Origin of the sequence: Brucepastera parasyntrophica (assembly GCF_022376835.1) — a bacterium.
GTDB classification, from domain to species: Bacteria; Spirochaetota; Spirochaetia; order Treponematales; family Treponemataceae; genus Brucepastera; species Brucepastera parasyntrophica.
This window is the reverse complement of record NZ_CP084606.1, coordinates 2,407,527-2,420,834: the sequence shown is the minus strand read 5'-3', so window position 1 is coordinate 2,420,834 and position 13,308 is coordinate 2,407,527. Positions and strand designations below refer to the sequence as shown.

At 51.8% G+C, this 13,308-nt stretch carries 6 protein-coding genes; 2 read left to right on the top strand and 4 right to left on the bottom strand.

Annotated elements, in window-relative coordinates; genetic code table 11:
- The first annotated feature begins 82 nt into the window (after positions 1 to 82).
- Both K7I13_RS11450 and K7I13_RS11445 read left to right on the top strand, forming a co-directional pair.
- The gene (locus K7I13_RS11450) at positions 83 to 472 is read left to right on the top strand and encodes a helix-turn-helix domain-containing protein (RefSeq protein WP_255945789.1); all 390 of its coding nucleotides are present in this window, start codon (positions 83 to 85) and stop codon (positions 470 to 472) included.
- Between the two features lie 42 nt (positions 473 to 514).
- Positions 515 to 922 carry a helix-turn-helix domain-containing protein gene (locus K7I13_RS11445; protein WP_255945787.1) on the top strand — a complete coding sequence of 136 codons (408 nt, stop codon included), beginning with the start codon at positions 515 to 517 and terminating at the stop codon, positions 920 to 922.
- On the opposite strand, the gene K7I13_RS11440 is transcribed toward K7I13_RS11445, so the two are convergent.
- The 4 genes from K7I13_RS11440 to K7I13_RS11425 form a co-directional block, all read right to left on the bottom strand.
- Positions 919 to 1,134 carry a hypothetical protein gene (locus tag K7I13_RS11440; protein WP_255945785.1) on the bottom strand — a complete coding sequence of 72 codons (216 nt, stop codon included), beginning with the start codon at positions 1,132 to 1,134 and terminating at the stop codon, positions 919 to 921. The two genes, K7I13_RS11445 and K7I13_RS11440, sit on opposite strands and share 4 nt — an antisense overlap.
- Before the next feature lie 348 nt (positions 1,135 to 1,482).
- The gene (locus tag K7I13_RS11435) at positions 1,483 to 1,644 is read right to left on the bottom strand and encodes a hypothetical protein (protein WP_255945783.1); all 162 of its coding nucleotides are present in this window, start codon (positions 1,642 to 1,644) and stop codon (positions 1,483 to 1,485) included.
- Between the two features lie 641 nt (positions 1,645 to 2,285).
- Positions 2,286 to 2,570: a hypothetical protein gene (locus tag K7I13_RS11430; RefSeq protein WP_255945781.1), complete on the bottom strand. Its 285-nt coding sequence runs from the start codon at positions 2,568 to 2,570 to the stop codon at positions 2,286 to 2,288.
- The gene (locus K7I13_RS11425; protein WP_255945779.1) at positions 2,570 to 13,306 is read right to left on the bottom strand and encodes an RHS repeat-associated core domain-containing protein; all 10,737 of its coding nucleotides are present in this window, start codon (positions 13,304 to 13,306) and stop codon (positions 2,570 to 2,572) included. The genes K7I13_RS11430 and K7I13_RS11425 overlap by 1 nt, the downstream gene beginning before the upstream one ends.
- Between the last annotated feature and the right edge of the window lie 2 nt (positions 13,307 to 13,308).

Here is a 13,308-nt window from a genome sequence, read left to right as displayed (position 1 = left end):
TGACAAACCCTGTCAAGAGCTTATACTGCATATATTAGAACGTATCTTGTACTATGTCAATATCTCATTATATACTTTTCTTGTGAAATCTGACGAACTTTCTACCTTTGCTCAAAACCTTTCCCGCATCAGAAAGCAAAGAGGTCTTTCCCAGGCTGACCTTGCCGACCTTGCCGGTCTGACCCGAAGAACCATTAATCATTATGAAAATCATGTCTCCCAGCCGCCCATTGAAAAAGTTGAAGCTATCGCTCAGGCCTTAGGGGTAAAAACGTCCGACCTGCTAGATAAAAATTCAAAACAGGCCCGCGTTCAGCCAGCCGTTGATTTATCTGATATTGATCCCAGAAGTGTAAAAAAGCTCAAAGACATTCTGTCCCTTCCGCCAAATGACCGTAATGTACTGTACCGTATGCTCAATGAATTATTGCGTAAAAATCAGCTCGAAAAGAAAAACAAGCAGTCTGAATAACTCCGCAGGTTCTTTTTACAACCATCATTACATGATACCTAAATGCGTCCTTCAAACGACTCCTTTTATCTCCGCCCCTATACTGTTCTCATGACGGAAAAAAACTTTCATACCTCTTCCGCTGAAATTGGTTCCCGTATCGCCTTTTTCAGAAAACAGAAAGGCCTCACCCAGGCCGAATTGGCTGACAGGGTTGGCATATCCCGACTGCTCCTCTCTGATTATGAACGGGGCAAAGTCAGAATTTATGCGGATGTCCTTTTTGCCTTGCTTGCCGCTCTCGGCGTGCCGGTGAATAAGTTTCTTTCTTCTCCGGAACCTTCCGCGCCGTCCTATACTCCCAGTATCAAACTGGTAAAACGGCTCCAGCGCATTGAAAAGCTGTCTCCTTCAAAGCAAAAGGCATTGTTGCAGATTATTGACGGGTTTCTCAAAGGAGAAGGCTTTTAATTCGTTTTTTCTTCCAGCCTCTTATATATTTCATCCAGTTCGCCGCTGACATTTTCAAGCAGGCTGTTTATCCCCTCAGTTAATTCATATTTCAGGTGTTCCGTTTCTTCGGGTACGGCACCTTCATTCATTGAGGTTATTATCCATGAGGTCAATACACAACTTGACCGTATTTTCAGTATCTGCTCTTTTAACTCACTGTCTTCCGGCATATCGCGCTCCCTTCGGGTACTATTTCAAAACCATGTCAATACCCTATTAACGGTTATTATTATGCGTTTATTAGACGATATATGTCAAGCCGGTTACTGTCTCTCCAGTCCCCGGAGCGCAGGGCGGGCGGAGCCGGACGAAGGTTGTCCCCCCTATTGAGCCCCCAGCTTAAAACCGCTACCGCAACAGGGAAAGAGGGGTAAGCCGGGGTCTGGGGGCGGCTAGGGGGGAAAACCGTAGTGTACCCTGCACTCCGGGGACGTTTGCCGGTTCCGCATACGTAGGACTATCCCATTCCATGCGGTTTCCGCTTTGCCCCTGCCGGGGGCGACTTTGAAGCTGAAGCTTCAAAGTTTAACTTTCAAAAAGCAGCCTTTTTCTTTCTTTACCTCATAACCATTTAACCCGTTTTTCTCATTATTTTGGCTACCGTATTTGTAAATGGCGCCTTTTTTCTCTTTACTCCATAACGAATTACCACCAAAAGGCGCACTTCCTTTATCTTGCATTCGACAAAAATCCTGTAATACAAAAAATTTCCTGTATTACAAATTAATCCTTACTCCTCAAGGAATTACGTCCGCTTGTATTACATCTCTTTATCTTGTATTCCTGACGTTTTCGTGTCAGACAAAATAAATCCTGTCGGACAAATAATTCCTTCCCGCGCAAAGAATTACATCATGTTGTCTGACAACCCTTTATCTTGTATTCTCACTTCTCGGTAAGACACTTTTCCCTTCTTCCCTTTAAGCCGTGAGGATGCATCCTCACGGCCGCCACCGGCAGGGCCAAACGCCAGGCCACCGTCTCCAGGATGATGTACAGCCAGACATATTATTCTAAAAGCACGGGAAAAAGTGCATATATCGTAGGATTTTCTTCATTTTTACATGTGTGCCACGCTCTAATTCCTTACACCATAAGGAATTAAGCACTAACCGTGTGCCACACGAAATGCCTCTGTGGCACAAAAAAGTCCTTATATTACAAGGAATTACGGCACTTTGTGGCACACCCTTTATCTTGCGCCTCAAAACATACGAATTTCAGTACGCTGGCCTTACTTCTACCCATTAAAACAAAAAAGCTGTATCCGGGAAAAACCCTCCCAGATACAGCTGTCTTTCGTTTCCAGTTTCAAATTACGTTATCGTCTCTTTAGTAACAAATCTATCTGTATATAAACTACAACAACTAGCAGGATAAAAAATATTATTACAAAGAAAATAAAATTCCCATCTGTATAATCTTTTTTCTTCAGGTATGGCCAAATCAGAAAATAGCCTAATATAAATAATATAGGAACACCTATCACTGTCATTCCTGCTATTCCAAATTTCTGTTCGACAGACTCTAGAAAAGGTTTCAAAGAAAAATAAATCTTTTCTGCCCATTTTGACTTTGAAAATGGTTCCGGTATGATGCTTGCCATTACTCCTGCTCCTCATCAGAAAATAAGTTTTGGAAAAATCCTGTTACTACACCAGCTATTTTTGATACAACAGGAGACCATTGTGTAAAGGCTTTCCCCGTATTTGTTTTTACAAACCAGCCTTTCCCCGGATTCAAAACTCTATGGAAACGCTTGGAACCTTCGTTGAAGGAGGGAGATACTGCGAAACTTATAACATCAACACCAACTGATACTGCACTCGATACGGTTCTATCAAACCCCTCTCCTTCGATTGCATCAGCAATAGCATTTAAAACGAGTCCGGTGATATCAGCACCGGTTGCGATTTTGCCCGCTAGTACTGCGGCCGGGAAGTTTTTTGCCTGGGCAAACCCGAAAGCAGTTATTATTGCTGTATCTCCAACAGCTTGCGTAATATCAGCTCCATCTCTCAGTAGATTAACAGCGGTACCTTTAGCAATCTCTCCAGCGAAATTCTGTGCGGCTGCATCACCTTGTGACGCAGCGTTGAACAGATTTGAAAGTTTTACAAAGGGGTCAAATTGACTTACAACAGTAAAGATATCATCAAACGAAAGTACCGGTACATCCGACAACCCGGTAGGATCTAGGTACCGCAGCGGATTATTCCTGCAGTACTCATACCAGTTCGTCCCATCTCTCGCAGGGTCTTCCGTTATGAACTTCCCTAAGCTGCTGTCATACCACCTCGCGTTAAAGTAATATAACCCGGTCGCTTCGTCAAGTTCCTTCCCCGTATAGCTCGCGCTGAACACCATGGTACCCCCGGTACTCAGTACGTCCCCAAACGCTCCATAATTCGACTCCCACACTATCACGCCGGACGCGCCCGTTATCACCTCGCTCGTTCCCGCATGGTCAGTATGGTGGTAGTATACCGCAGTTATATTCCCGCTTATCCGCTCCTCGGCCCATACCGTACTTCCCGCTCTCACATACCGGCTCGACTCTTCTCCCTTCTCCTTCCACACCAGGTTTCCTCCCTGGTCATACTGCGTATACTCACTCTCTCCGTTCCTTTCACTCTTTACCTTCAGCCCGCGCAGGTCATACTCATACGACGCCGCTTCACTGAGATTAGCGCTCCCCTCTTTCGTGTACAGCACCCTCACCAGACGGTTCGACAGGTCATACTCATACTTCCACAGTTCTCCTTCTTCCCCGTCATACTCATACCGCCGGGAACTTTCGTTCCATTCCCCATTCGTTCCGCGCTCAATGAGGTTCCCGTTCGCGTCATAGTTGTATTCCCACTCACCTCTTGTCCGGATCAGGTTGGTGTGCCGGTAATATTCCGTCTCGGTGACCCTGTTCCCTCCCCGGTTTACACTCTCCCGTATCCGGTTTCCCGTCTCGTCATACGTCCACCCGCTCTGCTGGCCCTCTATCGTGTACCATACTTCCACCAGGTCCCGCACATTCCCTTCCGCCGTGTGCTGGTCTTCCGCTCCATACGATCCATCCCGTTCGTCCCATGTACTGTGCACCTTTATATATCGGGTTTCCACCTTGTCCGCGAAGACATAGGTCACGCTGTTCGCGTCCCGCATCTCGCGGTACCCGCTCTCCTTTTTCCAGCTCCCTATACTCCCCGTATCGCTCGTGTAGATTTCTACCGTGTTTCCCTGTGTCCGCTCAGTGTTTCCCGCAAGACGAACCTTGCTTACCGGGCTCCGTTTCCCCAGGTCATACCCTATACTTGTCGCGTAGTAGTCAAACGCCGCCCGCTCGCTGCCGCTGCCGTATTCAAGGGCTTTCCGTCCGCCCACATCAGAGGTGCGGAATCCCGCCCGGGCATCGGTGGCCTCGCGGGTGCTTACTTCTACTCCCCCGCCTTCAGTCGCCCCGGTCAGCCGCAGCAGCCCGTCGTAATCATAGCGGTTCCGGTATCCGTCCCGCCCCAGTTCTGTTATATTTCCCCGGCTGTCATATGTCAGGGTCCGGGAGCTTTTATCCGCCAGGCCCCAGTCATAGCCGGTAAGATAGCCCTTATCACTGTCCCATTCACGGGTAAGGGCCGTCCCGTTTGCCGCGAGGAGGCTTATCAGCTGTCCCGCCCGGTTATACTGTCCGTCCGAGGCGTAGCCCGGCATGCCGGTGAGGTCACCCAGTCCGTTATACTGATAGTCAATCCGTTTCCCGTCAGGATACACCAGCGCCTCAGGCCGGAACGCCTCGTCATATTCATGGCCGGTCGCGAAGGTCTTTCCGTCAAGTGTGGTGCTGTATGCCGTTACCAGGCCGTAGGCGTTCGCGCGGTAGGCGCCGCCTTCCATGTTCACCGCCGTGTACACACTGCCGTCCCGTCCTCCGGTCATGAAGCCGCCCTCATCATAAGCCCAGCTCCGGCTTTCACTTTTTTCTCCGTTCCGTTTTATTTCAGAGACAAGGAGTCCCGTGTCCGTCCAGGTAAGCGCGGTTTCCGTTCCCAGAGGGTCAATAGACTTCACCAGCTGAGAATTCCCGTCATACTCATAGCGCCACAGCTGGCCGCTGTTCGTCCGCTCGTACCGCAGTTCGCCGTACGCGTCATAATACTGTATCCGCTCCTGGTCACCCCAGTAACTGTTTGTCTGTATTGCCGCGGAGACCTCGCCCCACGCCGTGTAATACAGTTCCTGCGTTTTATTCAGTTCTTCGCTTATTCTGGTTACATTGCCGCCCGGGTTATAGGTATAACTCACCGCATACCCCAGACTGTCCCGCGTCCGCGTGACCCGTCCCAGCCCGTCATAGTCCTGCCTGAGTACCTGTCCGTCAGGGTAGTCGCTCCTTGTTACCCGGTTAAGTCCGTCATAGGTATGTCTTGTTTTGAGGCCCGCGCTTACCGCGGGGTCAAAGCCCACGGGTTCCCCGCCCGCTACTTCCATGACAACATTTCCGGTTTCATCATACACCCAGCCCGCGACCCGGGTTGTCCCGTCAGAACCCTTTATCTGTTCCGTGAGCTTCCGGTTCCGGCTGTCATAACTCCAGCTTGTCACCATGCCGTCCGCCCCGGTCTGCGACAGGGCGTTTCCCCGCAGGTCATAGGTTATTGTAATAACCGAACGCCCGCTCTTACCCGGCACCGCGGGGAGCTCGCCTTTCACCAGGCGGCCGAAGTCGTCATATATATACCGGGCCGTAAAGTCTTCCTCACGGTCTCCGGCGGCCCGCGGGTCTTTCATTTCAATGACCCGGTCATCGCGGTCATACCGGTAGCGTGTCTCAGCGCCGGCTTCGTCAATTTCAACGGCAGGCTTGCCCCGCGAGGTGTACACGGCGCGGCGGTACGCGGGGGTTCCGCCCGCGTTAAGGCGGGCAACCTGTTCGGCGTCAGCCGTCTGTACGGGGTTCCCCGACCCGTCGTACCACGCCCAGCTTTCCCGTTCCCCGCTCCGCTCCCGTATGGCCCGGCCAAGCCCGTCATACGTTATTTCACGGGTCCGCCACGCTCCTTCATATCCCGTCATTTCCCGTATCGCCAGGCCGTCATTATTGTAGGTGATCCTCGTCTCCGGGGTCACGGTTTCCGTTGTTATTCCGGGGTAATTCATGTCCGGGTCCTCAGGCGCGTGGTACACTTCAAGAGCAGGATAGGCAATCCTCGATTCCTTTCCAAAGGGGCTGTACCAGATGCGGGTCACTTCACCCAGAGGGTTTTTCTCGGCAACCTTCCGCCCCAGTCCGTCATGCCAGATTTCGGTGACCAGTTTGAGCGCCGCGGTGTCCGCGGTAACGTGTTCGGCGTCCCCGTTCCAGTTCAGCTTTTCCTGGGTCTGGATACCCCGTTCGTTTGTGACTGTCCTGATACCCCGCGCGTCGTCATACGTATAACTCACCGCCGTTCCGTCAGGGGCCGTTACGGCAAGAGGCCTGTTGATAAAATCATAGCTGTACGCTGTAGTGTTTCCGTTCGCGTCAGTGAGACTGGTGACCCTCCCGTATTTGTCGTAGCCGAGGCTGGTGACCGCGGTACTGGAAGGCGTAAGGCTCCGCTCATATTTACTCAGCCGTATAAGGTTGAGCCGGCTGTCATACTCATAGAATTCTGAAGTCGCCCCAAGGGAGGTGCTGTACGAACTCCCGCTTACCGTGTCCTTGTATACGGTAACGGTCCGCGCCGTGTCATTGTAGAGTACCCGGTCCCGGGGCGCGTTAACGCGCGAAACGCTCCACACACCGGAGGCAGCAGGGTTTTCATCTCCCGGCTTTATAATTGAAGTGACCCGCCCCAGTTTGTCATAGCCTGTTTCCGTGAGATGTCCTTCAGGGCTCCGCACAATTCGGGGCCAGGCAGTACCGCTGTCATAGGCCGTGCCGCTTACAATGTCCCTGACACTCCCGTCGCCCTGTTCGACCGCGTAGTCGGTCCTGGTTTCTGTGTACAGGCGCCGGCTCTTTTCACCGATGAAATCATACATATAACCGGTCCGCTGTCCCGCCGCGCTCACGGTTTCCCGGATGCGGCCTTTCGTCTGGCTTCCCGCGCCGCTGTCATAATAACTGGTGGTGCCGGCGGCCCACTGTCCCTCATGGTAGAGGCCTGCCCATATCTGCCGGCCATAGGAGTCATAGGCATAGCCCTCATACCGCACGCTCTGTTCACCGCTGAAGTACGCGGCGGGAAGACTTGCTGTTATGACCCGCCCAAGGAGCAGACTCCGCGTCCCTTCGTGGGCCTGGCTGGGCGTTACAGGTATCCCCGCGGGCAGGCCCGACGGCCGGCTTGAGCCTGTGTTGTGATACCAGCACTCAGTTACCACACTGCTGCTGCCCTGCGGTGTCCTGCGAGTGGTTTCTTCTCGGGTAATATTTCCCCAGCTGTCATAATTGTAGAGGGTTGTTTTTACGGTGCCTGCCCCTCGGCTGACCGTTTCACCCGTGACGCGCCGTTTGCCGGTGTTCCAGGTATTTGTTACCGTTTCATAGGTTGATGCGTTTGAACTTACCGTCGTTCTTGTCTCTGTCAGAAGGCTGTAGTATTCACGCTCCCGGCTGCTCTCATGGGTTACAAATCCGCTCTGGGCTGCCGCTATGAACTCGTCTTCTTTTGATACATACCGGTTATATGTTTTGTTATAGATACTGTATTTCTGGGTAATAGTGGTCAGCCCGTTCGAAATTTTTGCTTCCTTCACCAGGTGCTGGTGCCCGTAGGAAGTCAGCGTATAGGAGTATGTTGTTTTTTCCTGCATCCCGGTGTTTTTTATAGTAACGGCATCCGTCATAATCTTATAGTTGAACTCCAGGGATACCTTCATTGCCGTCGGTATCCACAATATATAGTCATCAGGCTCAACATCGACACTGCCTATATTCTTTTCATCATAATCAATTACCGCCACTTGCAGTCCGCTTTTATATACCGATTCTATCAGCAGGACCCATTCCATGGTAATTCGGCCGCTGAGTGTTATAGTATTGATACCAAGCGCTGATTTTATCTGCGCCACACCGGGGATAAAATCAAGCAGCAGCGCAAAGAAATTTACCTTGACTGAACCGCCGCCCGAGAAGATAAAATGTTCCTTGGTCAGATAGGTTATTTCCCTTCCCCCAACATCAGTCACTTTTTCAAGGGCGGGCAGCGTCTGGAAGGCTATCCCCGTTATTTTTTTATCACGGTACTCATATGAAACAGTACGTGTTTTTCCTTCAGCGGCCGTAGTGGTAATGTCTGTTATAAAAGGCCGGATAAATATATCCGAGAATGTACTGTTACTATTATATTCAAAGGTCGTTATATTACCCATCGGGTCAGTTATTTTTGATATGGTCAGTCCATCATACTCTATTGTTATTTCATTTGATTCCGACGGATCATAGATGGATACAACACGTCCCAGTCCGTCAAAGACAAATTTTGTTCCATCTTTGAGAACAAGTTCACTCGACAGTGTCATCCAGTCAGGGATAAAACTTAACGCCAGCCGTATTACTCCGGTTACAGAGGCGATGCCATCCAGCAGATTTTCCCGGGCGATTTGTTCGGCAGTCTTTTCCACGGCCTTTTCCGTTGCTGTCCCAAGGGCATTTTCCAATATTTTATTGAAAACGCCTTTCATCTCTCCGCTTGCTTTTCCCACCAGCGCGCTTAAGGCCGCATCTGTTATATCAGCACGGATCTGGGTCACTCTGAAGGTAAAGTCATCCCCGAAATGGTTTTCAAATTCCATCACGCGGTGTGCACTGTCGCCGGTTTTTTCTTTCAGGTCCATCTGGTTGATCGAGTAATATCCACCCTCAGGCAGGCGTACCAGTACATTCGAATCCGTTGTTACTACATATGGCAGATTAAGCCGCCACCCGATACCCATCGCGAGTCCATAGTCCCCGTTCTTCTTAAAATAACTGCCCAGTTTGTCCATGATAAAGCTCGCGGCAAGATCAACGCCCATTCCGATTGCTTCTTTCAATAACTGGGCCGGGATATCGGCGCTGATATTCAATCCTATTGACATATTCGCGTTAAGGCTCGGACTGTCTATGCGTGCGGTCTGTGAGTCATAAATCCGTTTTATAGGATAGGTAAAACCGTTCTTCCCCTTCAGCACAAACTCGGTCACCTCGGTCATCATGGTTCCGCCCTGCGGTGAGACCGTTATTTCTCCCGTCGTCGTTTCGCTGTTATCAGGACGGTGCCCCGCGTCACGAAGATCCTCCGGGGATAAATCTTCAAGCAGGGTCGGCTGTATTGAAAAACTCGAAAAATGGTTCGTGAACAATATAATGGTATTCTGTTCCGTGTCTATAGCTGCCTTTTCCTCCCTAAACCACCGGCCCCAGACCTCATCATAGTAATATACCCCCAGATTTGTTTCCGGAAACCCGTTTGGCGCAAGTGATTCGTCGTACTCAAACACAATAACTATATCTTCTTCAAACTCCGTGTGACGGACTTCAACCAGATTTCCTTCTCCATCATCCCACAGCGTCGAAAACGAATAAATCGGCCCCATGATCGGGTTCACGCTGCGGTTTTCCAGTTCTGCACTTTCCAGCTCTGTTACAAGCACTGCCCGCGCACCCTCGGGCAGGGATGCGCCCGGCACTATCATAAGTATATTTTCATATTCCACCAATGTGGCCTGATCGCTTTTTATGCTAATAGGCTGAAACGCAAGTCCGATAAGCGCCGGATCTGACTCGACCCAGGGGCCAAGGTTTCCGGCCCGGTCTTCAGCCTGCACCCGGAAAGTCACCAGGCTGCCCTGTGTTAAGCCGCTGCGGGTAAATGATGTGGCAATGGTACTGAAAGAGGTTGTCGTCTCTTCGATCGTGAACTCGATATGGTATTTCACGACATCAGTGTCTTCTGTTGTCCACAAGCCCTCCATCGAAGTCTTCCCCGGGATTATCCGGTAATCCTGGACAGCTTTTGGCGGCGTCGTGTCTATGTTCAGGGTGACGCCCGCGCTCGTAGTGTTCCCCGCATAGTCCACCGCGCGTATCACCGCCTCATACTCACCGTCATCAAGTTCTTCAAACCGGAACACGCTCGTCACCGTCTCCCAGCGGACTCCGTCTGTCGTCAGCTCATATTTCGCGATCCCCGACAGACTATCCTCGGTCCCAAAGCTTAGCTCAGGTCGGTTGTCATTGCTCCAGCCCGTTATATTCGCGCTCACCTCAAACGCAAAAGGTGCTTCGGTGTCTATTTGCAGTATTGTTTCTTCTTCCCTCGTGTTTCCCGCATAGTCAACTGCCCGGATCACCAATTCATATATTCCATCAGCAAGACTCTCAAACCGGTAACCGTTCTCTATTGCTCCCCAGGCTTCTCCGTTTACCTCAAGCTCATACCGCTCCAGTCCGGACATCGCATCCTGCGCCTCAAAGTACAGCACGGGCCGCCGGCTATTGGTCCATTCGCCGGTATCGCCCGTTATTTCAAATGCCAGAGGCGCCTCAGTGTCTATCTTCAGTTCTACCAGTTCGGACCTTACATGTCCCGCACGGTCCACCGCGCGCACAAGAAGCGGATGCACACCGTCACTGAGTCCGTTGAGTTCAAGCGGCGAAGCCCCCAGTGTCCATTCACTGCCGTCAAGACTGTATTCATAATATGCGACCCCGCTCACCGCATCAGTCGCTTCATACCGTACCACCGGGTTTGCGGACCGGCTCCATTCAGCAGCGCCCCACTCTATCTCAAACGCCTCGGGTCCTTCAGTGTCCACCGTCAGGTATACAGTTTCACCCGTCCCGATATTTCCTGCACGGTCCGCGGTCTCTACCACCCACTCATAGGTCCCGTCTGCAAGGTATACCGTCACCTCATACGGATTCTCATTGGCCGCTAGCCATCTCCCGTCAGGTAAATGCCACCACAGCGCTTCCTCTATCCCGGCTTCCAGTATCACCGGTATGTCATTCCTCGTAATATATGCTTCTTCCGGATACACCACCCTTACTACTTCGGGCGCGCTGCGGTCACTTTCTATGGTAAGTACCCGCTTCGCCTCCTGTCCGCATCCGTCCCGCACCACTATCTCATACCGGTTCTCTCCTTCCTGTAATTCTACATTCCGGCTGAACCTCCCCCATTCTGTTTCTACAGCGGTGCCGTTTATCCGTACCTCCAGGTCAAATCCATTGCCAACCCGGCCCCGTATTTCATACCCGCTCTCCCGGCTTCGTATGTCGCCGGCAGGATTGTCAAGCGCTATCCCAGGCAGGCCGGTTATCCGGTATACTTCCTTTCCCCAGCTCGCAACAGACAGACCTTCTTCATCCCGGATTTCTATCCCTATCCGCTGATAACCTTTTTCAAGCGGCACATTTATCGAATACCGTCCTTCATAGTTTATCTGGTATTCAACGCCCTGGACGCACACCGTATGGCGCCGGTTATTCACCACTCCCGAGATAATTATGTTTTCGCCCAATGTTGCGGTAAACCCTTCTCCCTGGTCAAAACTGCCCGCTTCACTCGCGCCCGTCTCAACTCCATACCGTCCACTGTACCGGAGTTTTCCGTGCCGCCCTTCAACAGCCAGTTCCCCGCCGCCGGAGACTCTATGCAGATTCTTCACCGGAAGCCACACCAGCCGGCCGTCCTGTTCAGGATGCAGTCCGTTCATTGTCACCTGAATGCCCGGGTTTCCCAGCCAGCCGATCACATTCTCAGCTCCTTTCCCTGTCTGCCACAGCTCTATTCCAAGCTTCCCGTCCCCTGTCCGGGACCCGAATACCTGGATCTCATATATCGCACCTGCGGCGCTCGCGACTTTCACCCTTTCGCATATCACACCACCAAGATCCGCTTCCCAACAGCCCTTTCCGCTTCCGCTCCACAGAACCGCTTCCCATTCACTGTCACTCCGTCCGCCGGCTTGCGTTAATATCTGTACCTCGGGAGCTGTTTCTCCTTCCCCATAGACCCGAAGCTTCTCGCCCTGCCATTCACTGCCAAACAGAAACTCGCGGCCCAGGACCGTAGCGCCGTCTCCCTCTTCAAGGATTCCGTCATTTCCTTCCCAGCCTATATCAATAATACCCCTGTCTTTCTTTTCCCGCAGTACCGCGCTCAGGACCGCTCCGTTTCCCGCAATCTCCACAAACTGCAGGCCTGCTCGAATCTCTTCTTTTGCTATTTCACTCCGGTACACCGCGCTCCCGTTTGTTTCTCCGCGCTTCACTGACTCTCGGTTTTTTCCGTTCCAGCTCACCGTTTTATATGGTTCACTGTTTTCAATCCCGCTTACTTCAAGAATATAATCACAGCCGCAATCTTCGCTGCCGAGATCTACTACACTGTAATAGCTGCCAGTATTATTATCCCTGCTTAGCAGCAGTTCTTCCCGCCGCAATTCATGCCTGCCGTTTCCCCACAGTTCCACTTCTCCGATATACCGTGCCTGTTCCCAGCCGCCCGGAAACGTGAGCCGGACCCGCTCCGTTTCCACCGCACTCGAAAGCGATGTCCGATGCCATCCACTGTTCCCGCTCCGCATCGTTTCCATCGAGACCCACGCGCTTCCGTCCCAAGCTTCAAACCGGACCGATTGCCACCCCTGGATAAACCAGGCTTTCACCGTGTCTATCCGGTATATACTGCCGAGCTCCAGAATAATTTCAGCCTCTTTTGAGGGGTTCCCACGGTAATCGGGAAATATCTTTTCCCCGGCCTCTATGCCTTCAGGATATCCCCACAAGCTCACATACCAGGGGCTGTCAAGAATACCGTCCCACAAGCGGGAGGCGCTCAGATTAATGCTTTCTTCTATATTTATCTCATACCCGGCCGGATGGATTTTCCCATACGCCGGAGGCACCTGCACTTCACTGATTACTACTTCGCGGATCGCTCCTTCCCACGCGTCGCTCCCCGTAAGCCGCAGCAGGACACACCGGCTTGCACTTTCTTCACTCGGAAACACCAGGCGCACTTCTCCGTCAACAGGGCCCGGTATCTCACATCCCGGTACCGCAGCCAACTGTCCGTCCGATTCAATATATACACGCACAACACTCCCGCCCGGGATATTTCCGTCAAGCGTTATACTCCCAAGCCGTTTTTCTTCGCTCCAGTATACTTCAAGCCACCCTTCTTCCGCACCCGCTGCAAGGCTCCACCAGCTCTCCGCTTCTCCGTCAAACGCATACCACCCCGGATGCGCTGCATCACTGTTAAGGGATTCCCGGTATGACCCGCCGGCCGCTGCGCTCCATGGGTTACTTTCCGCTCCGTATACTCCCGCGATAATCAACATACTTACTATTGCCGCTGTATATATCCGTTTCATTT

Bases quoted from the DNA above. Each gene is read 5' to 3' on its own strand.
- K7I13_RS11445 (WP_255945787.1), top strand. From the start codon at position 515: ATGCGTCCTTCAAACGACTCCTTTTATCTCCGCCCCTATACTGTTCTC.
- K7I13_RS11440 (WP_255945785.1), bottom strand. From the start codon at position 1,134: ATGCCGGAAGACAGTGAGTTAAAAGAGCAGATACTGAAAATACGGTCA.
- K7I13_RS11435 (WP_255945783.1), bottom strand. From the start codon at position 1,644: ATGCAAGATAAAGGAAGTGCGCCTTTTGGTGGTAATTCGTTATGGAGT.
- K7I13_RS11430 (WP_255945781.1), bottom strand. From the start codon at position 2,570: ATGGCAAGCATCATACCGGAACCATTTTCAAAGTCAAAATGGGCAGAA.
- K7I13_RS11425 (WP_255945779.1), bottom strand. From the start codon at position 13,306: ATGAAACGGATATATACAGCGGCAATAGTAAGTATGTTGATTATCGCG.